The sequence below is a fragment of the Pseudomonas cyclaminis genome, from assembly GCF_015163715.1.
GTDB lineage: Bacteria > Pseudomonadota > Gammaproteobacteria > Pseudomonadales > Pseudomonadaceae > Aquipseudomonas > Aquipseudomonas cyclaminis.
The window spans coordinates 43,114-63,500 of record NZ_JADDUM010000137.1 but is presented as its reverse complement, the minus strand read 5'-3'; the positions used below and the strand labels follow the sequence as shown (position 1 = coordinate 63,500).

Sequence of the window (20,387 nt, the reverse complement as noted above, 5' to 3'; positions counted from 1 at the left end):
CGAATAGGCAGTCGCTTCATGTGATCCTTCACAGGTGGCGGTTGGACGGTCGGAGCTGGACGCTATCCTCCGGCTCATACCTCGTCCACAGCGTTTCTGATTCAGGCTTTTTCTGCAGGTGGACGTTGCGCCCACGTGCCAGGAAGTAGCTGTGTACTACAGGCTTTCCAAAGTGTGTAACAAAACCCGCACCTTCGTCAGCGACTCCTGATACTCCGCCTCCCATTCAGAATCCGCCACGATCCCGCCGCCGCCCCAGCAGCACACCTGGCCATCCTTGACCAGCAAACTGCGGATGGCGATGGAACTGTCCATCTCGCCGCGCACGTCCAGGTACACCAGCGAACCGCAGTACAAACCGCGTCGGGTCGGTTCAAGTTCGTCGATGATCTGCATGGCGCGAATCTTCGGCGCGCCGGTGATGGAGCCGCCGGGAAAGCTGCCGGCGATCAGGTCGAGGGCGTCTTTGTCGTCGGCCAGTTCGCCGATCACGCTGCTCACCAGGTGGTGCACGTTGGGGTAGCTTTCCAGGCTGAACAGCTCCGGCACGCTGACCGAGCCGGTGCGGCAACTGCGTCCCAGGTCATTGCGCAGCAGGTCGACGATCATCAGGTTTTCGGCGCGATCCTTGGGGCTGGCCAGCAGTTCGGTGGCGTGGGCGGCGTCTTCTTCAGGCGTGGCTCCGCGGGGGCGGGTGCCTTTGATCGGGCGGGTTTCGACCTGGCGTTCGCTGATACGCACGAAACGCTCGGGCGACAGGCTGAGCACCGCGCCGTCGTCCGGCAGGCTCTGGAACCCGGAGAAGGGCGTCGGGCAGGCTTCGCGCAAGGCGCAATAGGCGACCCACGGATCACCGCTGCACGGTGCGCGAAAACGCTGGGCGAAGTTGACTTGATAGCAGTCGCCAGCCTGGATGTAGTCCTGGATGCGTTCAATGGCCAGGCGATAGGCCTCGACGCTGAGATCCGGTGCCATGGGGCCCTGCAATGTGAAGCTTGCAGGGGCGGCGGCAACATCACCGCTGAACAAGGTGATCAGCCGCTGCCGTTCGCTATCGGCCAGCGCCGGGTGAAATACCAGTTGGCTGGTCTGCGCCAGGTGATCACTTATCAGCGCCCAGGCATACAGCCCGAAACGCGCATCCGGCAGATGTAAATCATCCACGGCCAGGTGGGGCAGCTGTTCCAAGTGTCGGCCAAAGTCGTAGCTCAGGTAGCCGATAAGGCCGCCGGCAAACGGCAACTCATAGCCGTCGGGCAATCTCGCCTCACCCAGCTGTAAAAGGTTTTTCCGTAACCGCTGTAGGAAGCGGCTGCCGCTTTCGTCAGGATCCACCGTCAGGGTCGCCTCAGGCCAGGCGCTGAGCAGGTCATAACGACCGCGTTCGGCAGCCGGTCGACCGCTGTCGAGCAGCACCGCGCCTGGGGCATGGCGAATCGCCGCAAAATACTCGGCGGGGTTGGCCCGGTAGGGCAGCGGGTGTACTGAACAGGTCGACATGCGAGGGTGGATCAGCCAAGCGCGGGGGAGGGGATTGTAGTCCCCCGTAGGATTTGCTCCTAGGGGGGATGTCGGGGATAGACAGATTGAAGGCTGGATCAGCCCTCTACAGGGGGAATATGCCCAAACATTTCCTGCACGAACTTGACTCGCTCTTCCGGAGTTTCCGTCACGCCGGCGGCTTTCAGTTCTTCCAGTCGCGCCTCTACCGCGTGGGTGCGCAAGGTCAGCCCGCAGTCGTTGGCAATCTGGATGTTCAGACCTGGCCGCGCATTCAACTCCAGGATCAGCGGGCCTTTTTCCTGGTCCAGCACCATGTCCACACCGATGTAACCCAGCCCGCACAGCTCGTAGCAGCCGGCCGCGAGCTTCATGAAACCGTCCCAGTTGGGCAGTTGCACGCCATCCACCGCATTGGTGGTATCGGGGTGTTTGGTGATGATGTTGTTCAGCCAGGTGCCGCGCAGGGTCAGGCCGGTGGCCAGGTCCACACCGACGCCAATCGCGCCCTGGTGCAGGTTGGCCTTGCCGCCGGACTGACGGGTCGGCAAACGCAACATGGCCATCACCGGGTAGCCCATCAGCACAATGATGCGGATATCCGGCACGCCTTCGTAACTGATGCTCTTGAAGATCTGGTCGGGCACCACGCGGTACTCGATCAATGCACGGTCGCGGTGACCGCCCAAGGAGTACAGGCCGGTGAGGATGCTGGAAATCTGATGCTCGATTTCCTCATGGCTGATGATCTTGCCGGACACCGTGCGATAGCGCCCTTCAAAACGGTCGGCTACCACGAGAATGCCGTCGCCGCCCGCGCCTTGGGCCGGCTTGATCACGAAGTCGCTGCGCCCGCCGATAATTTCATCGAGCTTGTCGATTTCCTTTTCGGTCGAGATCACTCCGTACATTTCCGGCACGTGGATGCCGGCAGCGATCGCCCGTTCCTTGGTGATGATCTTGTCATCCACGATCGGGTAAAGGCTGCGCTTGTTGTACTTGAGCACGTAGTCGGCATTGCGCCGGTTGATGCCCATGATCCCCCGCGCTTCCAGGGCCTTCCAGGTCTTCCAGAAGCCGAACATTACGAGTCAGCCTTCAAGAACGCCTTGAAACGTACCAGCTCGGTCAGGCGGTAGCCGCGATAACGCCCCATGGCCAGCATGAAGCCCACCAGGATCAAAAGGATCGCCGGGAAGGTGAACACGAAGTACACCAACTCCGGCACGCTCATGATCAAGTGCGCCAGGGACGCAGCGAACAACGTACCAATCGCTACTTTCAACGCATGATTGGCACCGCGCTCTTCCCAGGTGATCGACAGGCGTTCGATGGTCATGGTCAGGATCACCATCGGGAACAGCGCCACCGACAGCCCGCGTTCCAGTCCCAGTTTATGGCTGAACAGGCTGATGGCTGCGATGAGCACCACCACGAACGTCAGCACCACCGACAGTCTCGGCAGCATCTGCAACTTCAAATGTTCCAGGTAGGACCGCAACGACAGCCCCAACGCCGTGATGATCGTAAACAGCACAATCCCGAATCCCAGCTGCGTTTCGCGGAACGCCAGGGCAATCAGCACCGGCGTGAACGTGCCCAGGGTCTGCAGGCCGATCAGGTTGCGCAGGATCAGGATCACCAGCACGCCAATCGGGATCATCACCATGATCATGAAGGTCTGCTGGGTTTGCAGCGGCAGGCCATACAGCGAGTATTCGAGGAAGTTGGCGTCGGTGTTCTCGTCGGTCAGCTTGGCCAGGCGAATCGCGTTCATTTCGCTGTTGTTCAGGCTGAACGTCACCATGGCTTTCTTGCCGCCGTCCACCGTGATCAGGTTTTCATCGCCGGTCCACCACAGCAGGCGGTCGGTGGGCAGGCCCTGTTCGCCGGTTTCCGGATTGAAGTACAGCCAGTCATTGCCATTGAAGCTGCGCAGCCACAGCTCCGGGGTTTGCGGCTGGTCGGCGACCAGGCGGATGGTGTGGACTTTTTCCACCGGCACATGGGCGATGGACAGCAGCAACTCGACGATCTTGGCCTTGTGCGGTACGGAAGGGTCGCCAGCCAGCAGCAGCTTCACATTGTCGTCGTTGAGGTTGTTGGTGCGCTTGATTGCTTCGGTAATAAAGGTTTCGACGTCGGCCGAGTGCTGGCGGATCGGCGCCAGCAGGGCTTCGGCGGCGATCTTTTCCGGACCCTCCACGGCGATGCTGTCGCGGAAAGTCGGGCCCTTGATCTTGGTTTTTTCGCCGCTGTAACGCTTGGTGAGTACCAGGCGGTAATACAGGGTCTGGTTGCCCTTGGCCCGGCGTGCAGACCAGGTGACCTTACGGTTGCCGTCGATACGGTTGACGCTCACCCCGTAATTATTCGAGATAAAACTCTCATTGAGGCTGACAAAGTCGCGGCTCAACGGCGGCACGAACATCTGGATCTTCACCGGGTCCTTCGGGTTGGCGACGAACTCGACCTTGGCGTCGATGTTCCACAAGTCGTCAGTGGCGTCCTCGGTGACAGGAATGCCCAGCACGAAGATCTGGTAGGTGGTGACCGAAATACCCAGCACCACCAGGATGGCGATCAGGATTTTCAGGTGCAGGGTAAGAGAGCGCATTCGGTTTACTCGGCGGTATGAGCGTCGGCGGCGCAGGCGGGTTTGCCTGCTGCGTATTTAAGACTGGGGTCGACCAGCGCATCAAAGCGTTTCAACGCTTCGGAGCCGATCAGCAGCGGGTATTGGAATGCGCTGCGGTCAGTCAAGTTCACTTCGATGCTGCGTAAAGCGGTGCCCATGCAGATATCCAGGGCAATCACTGGACGGGCGGTGTAGTTCTTGTCCTCATCGGGGTCGTAATCGCCGGCACGGCGCTTGATCTTGCTGACGCGGGCCAGGGGACGTTCGATGGGATGGGAATGGGCGGTGTCGATCGCCAGGTAGAAGCGAACCCAGGATTCGCCGTTGCGCTTGAAGCGCTTGATGTCGCGGGCGCTGAGGGACGCGGTCTTGGCACCGGTGTCCAGCTTGGCGGCGACTTCCAGATCAATGCCAGCCAATTGGGCGTATTCGTTGAGGCCATACACAGTCTTCTCGGCGGCAACGCCAAGGCCCGGTACGAACAGTAGGCAAAACAGGGAAAAGGGCTTGAGTCTCATAGATCCTGAGGCGATGCAGTGCGATGTTCAATTCAAGGCGACTGGCATTACTGCGCAAGCTCCCTCGTGCGCCGTTTCATCCAATGATGTCAGGCAAATTCGGCGGGCATTCTAACATGATGCTTTTTTGGCGCCAGCGCTGGCAGGCGGCCATGCCTCAATAGAGGGTGGCGGTGGTTATTAGACGATTGTCGACAATGTGGATTTATTCTTTGACTATGCAGGTCCGATTAGCTAGTTTTTGCCACATTGCTTTTAAAGGTGTCGACAATATGCTGGATCAGCTGCAAACGCCGGTGGTGACGCAGGACGATTCCCAGACCATGTCCGAGAACGTCTTCCGGCGCATCCAGGCCGCCATCGTCAAGGGTGAGATTGCCCCCGGCAGCAAGATTTCCGAGCCGGAGCTGGCGCGCACCTACGGCATCAGCCGTGGCCCGCTGCGCGAGGCGATCCATCGCCTGGAGGGCCAGCGATTGCTGGTGCGCGTGCCCCATGTCGGCGCCAGAGTGGTGTCCTTGAGCCACGCCGAGCTGGTCGAGCTGTATGAGATCCGCGAGTCCCTGGAAGGCATGGCCTGCCGCCTGGCCGCCGAGCGCATGACTGACGCTGAAATCGAAGAGCTGCGCCAGGTGCTGCACACCCACGAACGGGATGCCGCGTTCCAGGCCGGTGTCGGCTATTACCAGCAGGAAGGCGACTTCGATTTTCATTACCGGATAATTCAAGGCGCCGGTAACCGCACCCTGACCCAAATGCTCTGCGGCGAGCTGTACCAGTTGGTGCGCATGTACCGCATCCAGTTCTCCGCCACCCCCAATCGTCCACGCCAGGCCTTTGCCGAGCATCACCGCATTCTTGATGCGATTGCCGATCGCGACGGTGAACTGGCCGAACTGCTGATGCGCCGTCATATCGGCGCGTCCAAACGCAACATTGCCCGTCATTTCCCGGACGGCGCCCCTGATAGAGGTGAGTCATGAGTTCGAATAATAAAAGCACACCCGGCCAGCGTTTCCGTGACGCGGTTGCCAGCGAACAGCCGTTGCAGGTCGTCGGCGCTATCAATGCCAACCACGCGCTGTTGGCCAAGCGTGCGGGCTTCAAGGCGATTTATCTGTCGGGCGGCGGCGTGGCGGCCGGCTCCCTGGGCGTGCCTGACCTGGGCATCACCGGCCTGGACGACGTGCTCACCGACGTACGCCGCATCACCGATGTGTGTGACCTGCCGCTGCTGGTGGACGTGGACACCGGTTTCGGTTCCTCGGCATTCAACGTGGCGCGCACCGTCAAGTCTATGATCAAGTTCGGCGCCGCTGCTATTCATATCGAAGACCAGGTCGGTGCCAAGCGCTGCGGTCATCGCCCGAACAAAGAAATCGTGTCCCAGCAGGAAATGGTCGACCGCATCAAGGCCGCCGTGGATGCGCGTACGGATGACAGTTTCGTGATCATGGCGCGCACTGATGCCCTCGCCGTTGAAGGGCTGGAGTCCGCGCTGGAGCGCGCCGCCGCCTGCATCGAGGCCGGCGCCGACATGGTGTTCCCGGAGGCCATCACCGAACTTGAAATGTACAAGCTGTTTGCCGCCCGGGTGAAAGCGCCGATCCTGGCCAACATCACCGAATTCGGTTCGACCCCGCTCTACACCACCGAACAGTTGAAATCTGCCGATGTTTCCCTGGTGCTGTACCCGCTCTCGGCCTTCCGCGCCATGAACAAGGCCGCCGAGAACGTCTACACCGCGATCCGTCGCGACGGCACCCAACAGAACGTGATCGACACCATGCAAACCCGCATGGAGCTTTACGACCGCATCGACTACCACACCTTCGAGCAGAAGCTCGACGCGCTGTTCGCCGCGAAAAAGTAACGAACGGCCTCCCTGAATAACTACAAAATTGGAGAACGAACATGGCTGAAGCAAAAGTATTGAGTGGTGCCGGTCTGCGTGGCCAGGTAGCCGGGCAGACTGCACTGTCCACCGTGGGCCAGGCCGGTGCCGGCCTGACCTATCGCGGCTACGACGTGCGTGAACTGGCCGCCGATGCGCAGTTTGAAGAAGTTGCCTACCTGCTGTTGTACGGCGAACTGCCAAGCAAAACCGAATTGGCTGACTACAGCAAAAAACTGAGCACGCTGCGCGACCTGCCCCAAGCCCTGAAAGAAGTGCTGGAACGCATCCCCGCCGACGCCCACCCGATGGACGTGATGCGTACCGGTTGCTCGTTCCTGGGCAATATCGAGCCCGAGAAAGATTTCAGCGTGCAGCGCGACGTCACCGACCGTCTGCTCGCCGCCTTCCCGGCGATCATGTGCTACTGGTACCGCTTCAGCCACGACGGCAAGCGCATCGACTGCGTGACCGACGAGCCGAGCATCGGTGGCCACTTCCTGCACCTGCTGCACGGCAAGAAACCGAGCGAGCTGCATGAGAAGGTCATGAACGTGTCGCTGATCCTTTACGCAGAGCACGAATTCAACGCCTCGACCTTCACCGCCCGCGTGTGCGCCTCGACCCTGTCCGACCTTTACTCCTGCGTCACCGCCGCCATCGGCTCCCTGCGTGGCCCGCTGCACGGCGGCGCCAACGAAGCGGCGATGGAAATGATCGAGCGCTTCTCGTCGGCCGAAGACGCCGTGGAAGGCACCCTCGGCATGCTGGCGCGCAAAGACAAGATCATGGGCTTCGGCCATGCGATCTACAAAGACAACGACCCGCGTAATGAAGTGATCAAGGGCTGGGCGAAGAAGCTCGCCGATGAAGTGGGCGACACGGTGCTGTTCCCGGTCTCCGAAGCCATCGACAAAACCATGTGGGAACAGAAGAAGCTGTTCCCCAACGCCGACTTCTACCACGCCTCGGCGTACCACTTCATGGGCATCCCGACCAAGCTGTTCACGCCGATCTTCGTCTGCTCACGCCTTACCGGCTGGGCCGCGCATGTGTTCGAACAACGCGCCAACAACCGCATCATCCGTCCAAGCGCCGAGTACACCGGCGTCGAACAGCGCAAGTTCGTGCCAATCGAACGTCGCTGAAGACCGGCGATTCCAGGATTGGAATGAGGTCAAAAGTGGGAGGGGGCTTGCCCCCTCCCACATTTTGATTCCATTCCAGCCTCGGATCGGCGCAGGTCTTCCTTTTTGCAACTACCGTGACCGAGTCCTGACGATGAACACTGAATTCCGCAAACCGCTCCCCGGCAGCCGCCTGGATTTCTTCGACGCCCGAGCGGCAGTCGAAGCCATCTCGCCTGGCGCCTACGCCACTTTGCCCTACACCTCCCGTGTGCTCGCCGAGAATCTGGTGCGCCGTTGCGACCCGGCCACCCTTAAAGCGTCCCTGAGCCAGTTGATCGAACGCAAGCGCGACCTCGACTTCCCCTGGTTCCCGGCCCGCGTGGTGTGTCATGACATCCTCGGCCAGACCGCCCTCGTGGACCTCGCCGGCCTGCGCGATGCCATCGCCCTGCAAGGCGGCGACCCGGCGCAGGTCAATCCGGTGGTGCCGACCCAACTGATCGTCGACCACTCCCTGGCCGTCGAAGCCGGTGGTTTTGACCCTGACGCGTTCGAGAAAAACCGCGCCATCGAAGACCGTCGCAACGAAGACCGTTTCCACTTTATCGAGTGGACCAAAAAGGCCTTCAAGAACGTCGACGTGATCCCGCCGGGCAACGGCATCATGCACCAGATCAACCTGGAGAAAATGTCCCCGGTGATCCAGGTGCGCGACGGCGTGGCGTTCCCTGATACCTGCGTCGGCACCGACAGCCATACGCCCCACGTGGATGCCCTCGGCGTGATCGCCATCGGCGTCGGCGGCCTGGAAGCGGAGAGCGTGATGCTCGGCCGCGCCTCGTGGATGCGCCTGCCGGAAAGCGTCGTGTCGAGCTGACCGGCAAGCTGCTGCCGGGCATCACCGCCACCGATATGGTGCTGGCGCTGACCGAGTTCCTGCGCAAACAGAAAGTCGTCGGCGCCTGGCTGGAGTTCTTCGGCGAAGGTGCCTCGGCCCTCACCTTGGGCGACCGTGCGACCATCTCCAACATGGCCCCGGAATACGGCGCCACGGCGGCGATGTTCTATATCGACCAGCAAACCATTGCCTACCTGAAACTTACCGGCCGTGAAGACGAACAGGTTGCGCTCGTCGAGCAATACGCCCGCCACACAGGCCTGTGGGCCGATGACCTCAAAGGCGCGCAATACGAGCGCGGCCTGACCTTCGACCTGTCCAGCGTCGTGCGCAACATGGCCGGCCCGAGCAACCCCCACGCCCGCGTCGCCACTCGCGACCTGGCGGCTAAAGGCATCTCCGGCCAGTGGGATGACGTGCCGGGGCAAATGCCCGATGGCGCGGTGATCATCGCCGCCATCACCAGTTGCACCAACACCAGCAACCCGCGCAACGTGATCGCCGCCGGCCTGTTGGCGCGCAATGCCAATAAACTGGGGCTCAAGCGCAAGCCGTGGGTCAAGTCTTCCCTCGCACCCGGCTCGAAAACCGTGGCCATGTACCTGGAAGAAGCCGGGCTCGGGCATGAACTGGATAAACTCGGTTTCGGCGTGGTGGCGTTTGCCTGCACCACCTGCAACGGCATGTCCGGCGCGCTCGACCCGGTGATCCAGCAAGAGATCATCGACCGCGACCTCTACGCCACCGCCGTGCTCTCGGGCAACCGTAACTTCGACGGGCGGATTCATCCCTACGCCAAGCAAGCTTTCCTCGCCTCGCCGCCGCTGGTGGTGGCCTACGCGATTGCCGGCACCATCCGTTTCGACATCGAGAAGGACGTGCTCGGACTCGACGCCGACGGCAAGGAAATCCGCCTGCAGGACATTTGGCCGAGCGACGAAGAGATCGACGCCGTGGTCAAGGCTTCGGTCAAGCCGGAGCAGTTCCGCGCCGTGTATATCCCCATGTTCGCGATCCACGAAGACACCGGCCCCAAGGTCACGCCGCTGTACGACTGGCGCCCGCAAAGCACCTATATCCGCCGCCCGCCCTACTGGGAAGGCGCGCTGGCCGGGGCGCGTCCGCTCAAGGGCATGCGCCCGCTGGCGGTGCTGCCGGACAACATCACCACCGACCACCTGTCGCCGTCCAACGCGATCATGCTCGACAGCGCCGCCGGCGAATACCTGGCGAAAATGGGCTTGCCGGAAGTCGACTTCAACTCCTACGCGACTCACAGGGGCGACCATTTGACCGCCCAGCGCGCAACGTTCGCCAACCCGAAACTGTTCAACGAAATGGTCGTGGAGAACGGCAAGGTCAAGCAGGGCTCCCTGGCGCGTATCGAGCCGGAAGGCCAGGTCACGCGGATGTGGGAAGCCATCGAAACCTACATGGAGCGCAAGCAACCGCTGATCATCATCGCCGGCGCCGACTACGGCCAGGGCTCGTCCCGCGACTGGGCGGCCAAGGGCGTGCGTCTGGCCGGTGTGGAGGCGATTGCCGCCGAAGGTTTCGAGCGCATCCACCGCACCAACCTGGTAGGCATGGGCGTGTTGCCCCTGGAGTTTTTGCCGGGCACCGACCGTCACACCTTGCTGATCGACGGCAGCGAAACCTATGACGTGGTCGGCGAGCGCACCCCGCGTGCGCAGTTGACCCTGGTGATCAACCGCAAGAATGGCGAGCGTGTCGAAGTGCCGGTGACCTGCCGCCTCGACACCGCCGAAGAAGTGTCGATCTACGAGGCGGGCGGCGTGTTGCAACGTTTTGCCCAGGACTTCCTGGAATCGGCGGCGACCGCTTAAGAGGACGACCATGGCACACGCACCGCAAATCAAGATCCCCGCCACCTACATGCGTGGCGGCACCAGCAAGGGCGTATTTTTCAGCCTCCAGGACCTGCCCGCCTCGGCGCAGGTACCGGGCGCGGCACGCGATGCCTTGCTGCTGAGGGTGATCGGCAGCCCCGACCCCTATGACAAACAAATCGACGGCATGGGCGGCGCCACGTCGAGCACCAGCAAAAGCGTGATCCTGGCCAAAAGCACCCGCGCCGGGCACGACGTGGACTACCTGTTCGGGCAGGTCTCCATCGACAAGCCCTTTGTCGACTGGAGCGGTAACTGCGGCAACCTGTCGGCGGCGGTGGGCTCGTTCGCCGTCAGCGCCGGGCTGGTCGACCCGGCCCGCATCCCGCACAACGGCGTGGCCGTGGTGCGTGTGTGGCAGGCCAATATCGGCAAGACCATCATCGCCCACGTACCGATTACCGATGGCGCAGTGCAGGAAACCGGTGACTTCGAACTGGACGGCGTGACCTTCCCGGCCGCCGAAGTGCAGTTGGAGTTCATGGACCCGGCGGCAGAAGAAGAGGGCGGCGGTGGCTCGATGTTCCCCACCGGCAACCTGATCGACGACCTCGAAGTGCCCGGTGTCGGCACCTTCAAGGCCACGCTGATCAATGCCGGTATCCCGACGATCTTCATCAACGCCGAAGACCTCGGCTACACCGGCACCGAGTTGCAAGGCGCGATCAATGGCGACCCCAAGGCCCTGGCCATGTTCGAGACCGTGCGGGCCTATGGCGCGTTGCGCATGGGCCTGATCAAACACCTGGACGAAGCCGCCCAGCGCCAGCACACGCCGAAAGTCGCGTTTGTGGCCAAGCCTGCGGATTACGTAGCGTCCAGCGGCAAGGCGATCAAGGCTGGCGATGTGGACTTGCTGGTGCGCGCACTGTCCATGGGCAAGCTGCATCACGCGATGATGGGCACGGCGGCGGTGGCGATTGGCACGGCGGCGGCGATTTCCGGGACCTTGGTCAACCTCGCCGCAGGCGGCATTGAGCGTAATGCGGTGCGCTTCGGGCATCCGTCGGGCACGTTGCGCGTGGGGGCCGAAGCCACCCAGGTGAACGGCGAATGGGTGGTGAAGAAAGCCATCATGAGCCGCAGTGCGCGGGTGTTGATGGAAGGCTTCGTGCGTGTGCCCGGCGACGCCTTCTAAAACCCTGCACACACACGTGTGGAAGGGGGCAAGCCCCCTCCCACAGTCATAAACAGGCATTCAGACCTGCGAAACGATCAACCCTGACCCTGAGGATGCAATAACCCTAACCCACTTTGGAGATCTGCCATGAGCGCCAACGTCGACCAGAACAACCGCCCCGATTACGACCAGGTCCTGCAGGACATTGCCGACTACGTCCTCACCTACCGGATCGACTCCCCAGCCGCGCTGGACACCGCGCGCAACTGCCTGATGGACACCCTCGGCTGCGGCCTGCTGGCCCTGCGGTTTCCAGAGTGCACCAAGCACCTGGGGCCGATCGTCGAGGGTACAGTGGTGCCGTTTGGTGCGCGGGTGCCGGGCACGTCGTTTCGCCTGGACCCGATCAAGGCGGCGTGGGACATCGGCTGTATCGTGCGCTGGCTCGACTACAACGACACCTGGCTCGCCGCCGAATGGGGCCATCCTTCGGATAACCTTGGCGGCATCCTCGCCGTGGCCGATCACCTGTCGCAAAAACGCGTGGCCAATGGCGATGCGCCGCTGACCGTGCGTGCGGTGCTGGAAGCGATGATCATGGCCCACGAAATCCAGGGCGTGATCGCGCTGGAAAACTCCTTCAATCGTGTCGGTCTCGACCATGTGTTGCTGGTGAAAGTCGCGTCGACAGCGGTCACCGCCAAGCTGATGGGCGCCAACCGTGAGCAACTGCTGGCGGCCTTGTCCCACGCGTTTGTGGACGGACAGGCGCTGCGCACTTACCGCCATGCGCCGAATGCCGGCTCGCGCAAATCCTGGGCGGCGGGCGATGCATCGAGTCGTGGCGTGCGCCTGGCGGATATCGCGCTGCGTGGCGAGATGGGCATCCCCGGCGTATTAAGCGCGCCGCAGTGGGGCTTTTACGATGTGCTGTTCAGCCACACCAACAAGGACCTGGCGCTCAAGCCCGAGGACCAGCGCACATTCAGCCTGTCCCAGGCGTACGGCACCTATGTGATGGAGAACGTGCTGTTCAAGATCAGCTTCCCCGCCGAGTTTCATGCGCAAACGGCCTGCGAAGCGGCGGTGATCCTGCATCCGCAGGTGAAAAATCGGCTGTCCGACATCGAGCGCATCGTGATCACCACCCACGAGTCGGCAATCCGCATCATCTCCAAGGTCGGCCCATTGGCCAACGCCGCCGACCGCGACCACTGCCTTCAATATATGACCGCCGTGCCCCTGGCGTTCGGGAATCTGGTGGCCGAGCAGTATGAAGATGAATTCCATGCTGCCCACCCGATCATCGACGCGCTGCGCGACAAGATGGTGATCATTGAAGACCCGCGTTACAGCCGCGAATACCTGGAGGCCGACAAACGCTCCATCGCCAATGCGGTGCAGGTGTTCTTCACGGATGGCTCCAGCACTGAACAGGTCGCGGTGGAATATCCCATCGGCCATCGTCGCCGTCGGGTGGATGGCATTCCGCTGTTGGAGGACAAGTTCAAAGCCAACCTGGCCACGCGGTTCACGGCGCAGCGCAGCGCCGAGATTTTTGCCTTGTGCAAAGACCCGGCGAAGCTTGAGGCCACACCGGTGAACCGCTTCATGGACCTGTTCGTGATCTAGAAAGCAACTCGGTCAATGTGGGAGTGGGCCAGCCCCTCCCATATTTTGAATCGAGTTCACTCAAACCGCAGGATCACCCTGCGGTTGTGCTTGCTCTTCTTCTCGATTTTTTCGCAGAACACCCGGCCGATTTCCTCGGTGTTGATCACATGGGTGCCGCCACACGGCTGGATGTCGATCCCGGCAATTTCAATTACCCGTACCGAGCCTTGGATCACCGGCGGCGCGACCGCCTGGGTACGGGTGATCTGCAGCAGGGTGGAGTATTCCGTGGCGGCCATCGACAGGGTTTTCACCGGGTGAGCCTGTTCGATCAGCGCGTTGAGGTCGCGGGTGATGCTGTCTTTGTCGAGGGTCATTTCCGGCAGGTCGAAATCCAGGCGGCCCTTGTCGGCACTGATGCTGCAACCCGTCACCGGCGCATCGATGATCGAGCACAGCAAGTGCAGGCAGGTGTGCATTTTCATGTGCTGATAGCGTCGTTCCCAATCGAGGCCGGCATCGACCTGGACCCCGGCGGTCAACTGCTCGGGGCAGTGTTCCACCTGATGCCAGATGATCGAACGCAGCACCGGGTCGCGTACGGTGCCGGTCACGGCCACCTGCGTCCCGTCGGCCAGGGTCAAGCGGCCGGTGTCGCCTGGCTGTCCGCCGCCGGTGGGATAGAACAACGTGTGTTCCAGGGCAATGCCGTGTTCGCTGACGGCAATCACCCGGGCGCTGAAGGCGTTCTGGTAGGGCGCGCTGTCAAACAGCGCCAGGGTTTCCATGGTGTGCACAGACATGTTCAACCTCCGACGATCAGTGGGCTGGCTTGCAACAGGTGGCGCACCATTGCACTCAAGCCAGGGGGGGAAAGCAGGGTGATTTCAAATTCCGGGCCGCAGATTTTCAGGTTCAGCGGCAGGCGTGGCAGTTGATTGCCGGCTTCGACGCGGTGCAGGCGAAACTGCAGGTGGTGACGCTCCTTCACCGTCGGTTCCAGCATCAGCCCCGGCAGAGGGTGGAAGTCGGCGTCCAGCACCGTGACCTTGTGGCTGGCATTGACCTCGCCGACCACATGCAAGCGCTCTTCCAGGGCGAAGGCGCCGAGGTAGTTGCTGTGGTCCGATTCATCGTTTTTTTGCAGTTGGATCTGGTTCACCACCTTGACCTTGGTCCCGGCGGGCACGTCCTGGGTGATCACGCAGGACGGGCTGATAAACACGTTGTCGCCAATCAACACGTACCCCAGCACGCGTGCGCCGGAGCCGACTTCGACGTTGTTGCCCAGGCGTGGATGGCGCTTGCCGTCGGGGTTGTTGGCGATGCCCCGGGCGCCAAGGGTCACGCCGCAGAGGATGTAGCAGTCGTGGCCGATCTCGCAGGTTTCACCGATCACGGTGCCGTAGCCGTGATCCAGCACAAAGCGGCGGCCGATGCGCGCCGCCGGGTGAATCTCCGCACCGGACAGCACCTTGCCCTGGTTGCTGAGCGTGAGGGCGATGCGTGAGAACACTCCGTTGGTCTGGTCGGGGAAATTCCACACAAGGTGTGCAAGGCGGTAATACAGCACCGCCTTGAACGAGGCATAGGATTCCAGGATCAGCTCGCCGCGCCCGCGTGATGCCGGGTCGCGGTAGGCGTAGGCGATCAGGTCTTCGGCCACCGCCTGGGCGGCGTTCTGGATCAGCGGCGCCAGGTGCGGTTCCAACTGCTTCATCTGCGCAGGCGTGAGGGTCTTGATGAGCTGGGTGAGCAACTCATCATGCAGCTGTTGCATGTCGATAAAGCCACCCATGGAGGCACCCCCGCATTCTGGCTGGTTGGAAAACCGGTTATTCAAAACTGGGCAGGTAGCTGTCGGCATTGTCGTAGACCATGGTCAACACCACCGTTTCGGGCGGCAGTTCGGGGGCGAGCCTGGCGATGGCAACCATGTTGGCAGCGGAGGACAGGCCCAGGCTGATGGCGTCGGTGCGCATGATGCGTTTCATCATGTCGATGCAGTCCTGGCGCGACACCTTGAGCATGCCGTCGATCACATTGAGGTTGAGGATGCTCGGGATCAGGCCAATCGACAGGCCCTGGATATGGTGCGGCGCGTGCTGGTTTTTCAGCAGGTCGCATTCCTCCGGTTCCACACCCATGACGCGTATCGCCGGCCAGGCGGCTTTGAGGGTTTCGCCGATACCGGTGATATGGCCACCGGTGCCGATGCCGCTGACAAAGTAGTCCACACGGCGCTCGCCAAAGGCGCGGAGGATTTCCGGTGCGGTGGTGTCGCGGTGTGTCTGCGGGTTGGCGCCGTTGCGTTGCTGGTTGAGCATCACGTAGCTGGGGTTTTCCAGCTGCAGCTCCATGCACTTTTCGCCATGGGAATTGTTGCCCCGGCGGCTGTCCGACAGCACCACCTTGGCGCCGTACAGGCGCAGCAGCTTCTGCTTTTCGGCACTGTAGTTGTCGGGGATTACCAGCACCACTTTGTAGCCCAGCACATTGCCGGCCATCACCAGGCCGATGCCGGTATTGCCGCCGCTGGGCTCAATGATGGTTTGCCCGGAATCACGCATCAGCACGCCCCGGCGCTCGGCGTCGAGGATCATGCCCAAGGCGATGCGCGCCTTGTGGCTGCCACCGGGGTTGAGGGATTCGAGCTTGGCGTAGACCTCGATGCCGAGGTCTTCGGAAAACTGCGCCAGGCGCACGATGGGCGTGTGGCCGATGGCCTCGAGGATCGAGTTATGCAACATCAGTCGGTCCTCGGCTCAGTACAAGGGCATGTCAGGTTCGACGTCGCGAACCCAATGTTTCATGCCACCTTGCAGGACTTTGGTGTTGGCAAAACCCGCCGCCAGCAGCGTACCGGCCGCTTGCTCGGCGCGGGTGCCGGCATAGCAGATCAGGTAATGGGTGTTGTCGCGGTTGAGACGGTCGAGTTGACCGTCCAGTTCGGCGAGGGGAATGTGCACCACCCCCGGTAACTTGCACACCTCCAGCTCACTGGCGTCGCGCACGTCCAGCAGCACGTCGGCGCTGCGCGGGTGTTCGAGCAGTTGCTTGAGGACGCGGGGCTTGATGTAACGTTCTTCGGCCAGTGACGGGGCGCTGGGCAGGGCGTCGGCGCACACGGCTGGCGCGGCCGTTTCACTGTGGCGCAGTTCGGAACAGCACGGCAGTCGGCGCGCGCTTGAAGCGGATTTCGCTGAATTTCATCGCCAGCGCATCGAAACGCATCAAACGCCCGGACAGCGGCTCGCCAATGCCGATCAGCAGCTTGATGGCCTCGGTCGCCTGGATCATCCCGACCACGCCGGGCAGCACGCCGATCACGCCACCGGCGCTGCAATTGGGCGCCAGTTCTGCGGGCGGTGCGCTGGGGAACAGGCAGCGGTAGCACGGCCCGCCCTTGTAGTTGAGCACGCTGATCTGCCCGTCGAAACGGTAGATGGCGCCATATACCAAGGGTTTTCCAAGCTGGACGCACGCGTCATTGACCAGGTAGCGGGTGTCGAAATTGTCGGTGCCGTCGATCACCAGGTCATAGGCGCCCACCAGTTCCAGGGCGTTATCGGCATTCAGCGCGGTGTCGTGGGCGTTGATCTGGATATGACGGTTGAGGTCTTGCAGGCGTTGCCTGGCGGATTCGACCTTGGGCATACCGAGGGTGCTGTTGCCATGGACGATCTGGCGTTGCAGGTTGCTGCTTTCCACCACGTCGAAATCCACCAGACCCACAGTGCCGACGCCGGCCGCCGCCAGGTACAGGCTGATGGGCGAGCCCAGGCCGCCGGTGCCGATGATCAGCACTTTTGCTTTCTTGAGGTTCAACTGACCTTCGCGGCCGACGCCGGGCAGGGTGATGTGGCGCACGTAGCGCTGGACTTCTTCGTTGCTCAGGGTGTCGACGTCAATGCCGCCTGAGGTGGCGAGCAGCACTTCGATCCTGGCTTTTTCCGGCAACGGTTCGTCGGCATCGATCAGCTCTTCCTCGGCGGTAAACAGGAAGTGTTCCTTGAGCTGGTTGTTCTTTTCGTGAAACAGATGCGGGCGCAACTGCGGGTGGCTGTTGCAGAGGTTTTCAATGACTTCGCGCAATGTCGATCCGGTGCTCTCAAGGGTCGATTCCGGCAGCTTGGCCACGCGAACCAGGATATCGGGGAAAGAGACAGCGTTCATGGACAACTCCGTGTGCAGGTCGTTGAAGGGTTGAAGGGCGAACTGTGTGCCATCCCAGGCAAACAGCTTGGAGCCGAGGGCCTGGCCCTGGCGAACATCGACCACCAGGTAGCTCACGGGGTGGATCGGCTCACCCTGGAACAGCGCCTTGTCCTGGTCCTCGTCGCTGAAATAGGCGCCGACGTCCGGGTGAGAGTGGTAGATCACCACCACGGGGTTGTCGCTGCGAAACGCCTTGTTCAACAGCAGGGTGTCGGCCACCGAGAAGGTGTAGCCGTTGGCCGCGCTGCGTGGGTACATCTCGGGGTTTTTGTGGTGCAGTTCATTCTGGATATTGCTGCCCAGGTACACGCTGCCATCGGCGAAGACGTAGCCGCAGCATTCCTCGGGATAGCTGCGGCTGGCGTGGGCGTAGATCTGTTCCAGGGCGGTGGGGCGGAGGACTTCCATGTTTCTCTCGCGTTGGTTGGTGGTCAATTTTTCTTGGCCATGAGTTTTTCAATGGGCAACTTGGTGATCGCAAAACCGGCCAGCAGGATGGCTGAGTACAGCATCAGGTCGCGGGAAATCGCCACGCCTTCGTACCAGGCGCCGATGATCACCGCGAACACCGGGAAGATAATGAACACGAACGACAGGATGATCGGGCTCAAGCGCTTGAGCAGCATGAAGTACACGATGAACCCGCCCACCGAGGCCACCAGACCGAGGTAGAACAGGGCGCTCCAGGAACGCAGGGTGATGTCTTCAAAGGTGGGTGTTTCAAACCACAGCCCGGCGACGAACAGCATCAGGCCGGCGATGCCGATGGGCAGGGTGTTGTAGGTGATGACGCTGATGGCGCTGCCTTTCTGCTTGGTAATCACGTAGCACAAGGCATGCATGATCGCGGCCGTCAGGATCGCCAGCACCCCGAAGAACTCGGCGTGGTCCAGGTGCAGGCCTTGGCTGCGAATGATCATGTACAGGCTGCCGAAGCCGATGCCGATGCCGACCACCTGGGAAAAGTAGATGCGCTCGCGCAGGAACAGCGCGGAGAAAATCAGGATGAATACCGGCATGCAACTGAAGAGCAGGGCGGTCAGGCCGGACGAGACATGCATCTCGCCATAGTTGAGCAGGTAGTAGGGCACGCTGAAGTAGGACAGGGTCACGAACACGAAGAACCAGCGGCTTTCGCGGGGAAACAGGATCGGCTCGCGGCGCACCATGGCGAAACACAGGAACAGCGGGAAGGCGATGAGGAAGCGCAGGCCGGCGGAGGTCAGCGGTGGCACGCTTTCCACGGCGATCTTGATGCCCAGCCAGGTCGTGCCCCAACTCAGGCACACGATCAGGAACATCACACTGGTGATCAGCCCGGCCAGCCACTGTTTTTGGGTTTTGGTTTTGGCGGTGTTTTCGATAACGGCGGACATTGGCATCGTTTATTGCTTCCCTGAGCCGAAATTGAACTCTATATTGAACTTGTAATAAGTTATTAAATTCGGCGATTGAACCCGTAAAAGCACACTATTAGGGCGAAAGATGGCTGTCAAAACAAATATTGACATGGTGTCAATTATGCGTGAGGGGTTGTCCAACGGTCAGGGCGTGAAGTACAAGCGCCTGTCCGATGTCATGGAACGGGGCATCCTCGAAGGCTTGATTGAACCAGGACGAAAACTGCCGCCCCATCGGGTGCTTTCCGACAATCTGGGGGTGACCATTGGCACCATCAGCCGGGCCTACGGTGAGTTGGAACGCCTGGGTTTGGTTGTCGCCCGCGTTGGTGACGGAACATTCGTGCGCAAGCGTGGGATGGAGCGCCAGCGCGATGAAGGCTTTCGCAACGTCAGCGAGGAGCCGCGCCAGTACTTCGATATGAGCCGCAACATGCATATCCCCGGGCAGGAGACCACCTTCCTGGCCCAGAGCTTCCAAACCCTGTCGACCAACGCCAAGTTTCTCCAGGACATCAGCGCCTACACCCCGGACGCTGGCCTGCCGCGCTACCGCGAAGCCGGTGCGCAATGGTTGGTGCAGCGTGACTTTCATCCCATCCCTGAACAGGTCATTTGCGTGAATGGCGGCCAGCACGGCCTGCTCTGCGCGATGATGGCGCTGCTGCGGGCCGGCGATACGGTGGTGACCGAACAACTGACGTACCCAGGCCTGATCACCGCAGCGCGCATGCTCGGCATACGCCTGATCGGCCTGGAGATGGATGACGAGGGCGTGCTGCCGAATGCGCTGGATGAAGTCTGTCGAAACCACCGGATTTCGGCGCTGTACTGCACGCCGACGATCCAGAACCCCACCACCGCCGTGTTATCGGTGGCGCGCCGCGAGGCGCTGGTCAAGGTGTGCCGCGAGCACAATCTGCTGATCCTGGAGGACGAAGCCCACGGTGTATTGGTAGAAGATCGGCCGCCGCCTCTCAGCCATTTCGCCCCCGAGCGTACGATTTTGATCAGTAGCCTGAGCAAGGCGGTGTCCGCCGGACTGCGCGTGGGGTATGTGCATGCACCGCCGGCGCTGGTCAGCCGGATCTCGGCTGCCTTGCGCTCAACCTGCTGGATGGCCACGCCGGTGACCCTGGAACTGGCCACCCAGTGGATCGAAAACGGCACGGCGGAGTACTTGCTGCGCCAGCAGATCAATGAGATCAGCCGGCGTAAAGCCTTGGTGCGTGACCTGCTCGAAGGCCTGCAATACCGCACTCACCTCAACAGCCCGCACTTCTGGATTGAAGTGCCCGAGCCGTGGCGTGCGTCGGAAATCGAGGCGGAGCTCAAGCAGAACAACTACCTGATCGCCACCGCCGAGGCATTCGCCGTGGGGCAGACGGCGGTGCCGCAGTTCATTCGAGCGAGTATCTGCAATACGTCAGGCGATGATCAGTTGTTGCGGGCGGGGTTTGACGCGCTGGCGACGGCGTTGGGGCAGGGTGGTGGACGGTTTCACCTGTAGGCCTTGATCTTTGTGTGAGCGGGCTTGCCCCGCGCGA

Annotated in this window: 14 protein-coding genes and 2 pseudogenes; 7 read left to right on the top strand and 9 right to left on the bottom strand. The window is 61.6% G+C overall.

Translation table 11 applies throughout. The features are described 5' to 3' along the window. Positions 1-156: 156 nt before the first annotated feature. The 4 genes from pabB to rloA form a co-directional block, all read right to left on the bottom strand. Positions 157-1,500, bottom strand: a complete 1,344-nt coding sequence (gene pabB / locus IQK56_RS17560; protein ID WP_150676350.1) for an aminodeoxychorismate synthase component I — start codon at positions 1,498-1,500, stop codon at positions 157-159. Positions 1,501-1,598: 98 nt separating this feature from the next. After that, complete coding sequence (locus IQK56_RS17555) at positions 1,599-2,585, bottom strand: alpha-L-glutamate ligase-like protein (RefSeq protein WP_027603666.1); 987 nt, start codon at positions 2,583-2,585, stop codon at positions 1,599-1,601. Beyond that, positions 2,585-4,117, bottom strand: coding sequence for an osmotic stress tolerance membrane protein RloB (gene rloB, locus IQK56_RS17550; protein ID WP_122306004.1), 1,533 nt, complete (start codon positions 4,115-4,117; stop codon positions 2,585-2,587). Before rloB ends, IQK56_RS17555 begins: the two co-directional genes overlap by 1 nt. A 5-nt stretch (positions 4,118-4,122) precedes the next feature. After that, the gene (rloA, locus tag IQK56_RS17545) at positions 4,123-4,656 is read right to left on the bottom strand and encodes a retropepsin-like aspartic peptidase RloA (protein WP_150761579.1); all 534 of its coding nucleotides are present in this window, start codon (positions 4,654-4,656) and stop codon (positions 4,123-4,125) included. Between the two features lie 272 nt (positions 4,657-4,928). On the opposite strand from rloA, the gene IQK56_RS17540 reads away from it, so the two are divergent. The 6 genes and pseudogenes from IQK56_RS17540 (at position 4,929) to prpD (ending at position 13,240) form a co-directional block, all read left to right on the top strand. Continuing rightward, on the top strand, positions 4,929-5,639 hold the full coding sequence (locus tag IQK56_RS17540; RefSeq protein ID WP_150676349.1) for a GntR family transcriptional regulator: 711 nt from the start codon (positions 4,929-4,931) through the stop codon (positions 5,637-5,639). Beyond that, entirely contained in the window at positions 5,636-6,529 is an 894-nt protein-coding gene (gene prpB, locus IQK56_RS17535; protein ID WP_099582716.1) for a methylisocitrate lyase, read from the top strand. The genes IQK56_RS17540 and prpB overlap by 4 nt, the downstream gene beginning before the upstream one ends. Positions 6,530-6,570: 41 nt before the next feature. Continuing rightward, on the top strand, positions 6,571-7,698 hold the full coding sequence (prpC, locus tag IQK56_RS17530) for a bifunctional 2-methylcitrate synthase/citrate synthase (protein ID WP_122306007.1): 1,128 nt from the start codon (positions 6,571-6,573) through the stop codon (positions 7,696-7,698). A 133-nt stretch (positions 7,699-7,831) separates the two neighbouring features. Beyond that, positions 7,832-10,425: pseudogene (acnD, locus tag IQK56_RS17525) on the top strand (Fe/S-dependent 2-methylisocitrate dehydratase AcnD). A 10-nt stretch (positions 10,426-10,435) separates the two neighbouring features. Further along, positions 10,436-11,626 carry a 2-methylaconitate cis-trans isomerase PrpF gene (gene prpF, locus IQK56_RS17520; RefSeq protein ID WP_150761581.1) on the top strand — a complete coding sequence of 397 codons (1,191 nt, stop codon included), beginning with the start codon at positions 10,436-10,438 and terminating at the stop codon, positions 11,624-11,626. 129 nt (positions 11,627-11,755) lie between these two features. Next, entirely contained in the window at positions 11,756-13,240 is a 1,485-nt protein-coding gene (prpD, locus tag IQK56_RS17515) for a 2-methylcitrate dehydratase (protein WP_122306010.1), read from the top strand. 56 nt (positions 13,241-13,296) lie between these two features. Here the strand turns inward: prpD and IQK56_RS17510 are convergent, their stop codons facing one another. The 5 genes and pseudogenes from IQK56_RS17510 to IQK56_RS17490 all read right to left on the bottom strand — a co-directional run bounded on the left by IQK56_RS17510 (position 13,297) and on the right by IQK56_RS17490 (position 18,765). Continuing rightward, positions 13,297-14,025, bottom strand: a complete 729-nt coding sequence (locus IQK56_RS17510) for an alanyl-tRNA editing protein (protein ID WP_122306011.1) — start codon at positions 14,023-14,025, stop codon at positions 13,297-13,299. Between the two features lie 2 nt (positions 14,026-14,027). Continuing rightward, entirely contained in the window at positions 14,028-15,020 is a 993-nt protein-coding gene (locus tag IQK56_RS17505; protein WP_122306012.1) for a serine O-acetyltransferase, read from the bottom strand. A 37-nt stretch (positions 15,021-15,057) separates the two neighbouring features. Next, the gene (locus IQK56_RS17500) at positions 15,058-15,972 is read right to left on the bottom strand and encodes a PLP-dependent cysteine synthase family protein (RefSeq protein WP_122306013.1); all 915 of its coding nucleotides are present in this window, start codon (positions 15,970-15,972) and stop codon (positions 15,058-15,060) included. Between the two features lie 15 nt (positions 15,973-15,987). Next, positions 15,988-17,848, bottom strand: a pseudogene (gene moeB / locus IQK56_RS17495) (molybdopterin-synthase adenylyltransferase MoeB). A gap of 23 nt (positions 17,849-17,871) precedes the next feature. Next, entirely contained in the window at positions 17,872-18,765 is an 894-nt protein-coding gene (locus IQK56_RS17490; protein WP_160385034.1) for a DMT family transporter, read from the bottom strand. 160 nt (positions 18,766-18,925) lie between these two features. Here IQK56_RS17490 and IQK56_RS17485 point away from each other — a divergent pair, with 160 nt between their 5' ends. Beyond that, entirely contained in the window at positions 18,926-20,350 is a 1,425-nt protein-coding gene (locus tag IQK56_RS17485) for an aminotransferase-like domain-containing protein (protein WP_122306699.1), read from the top strand. Positions 20,351-20,387: the final 37 nt, after the last annotated feature.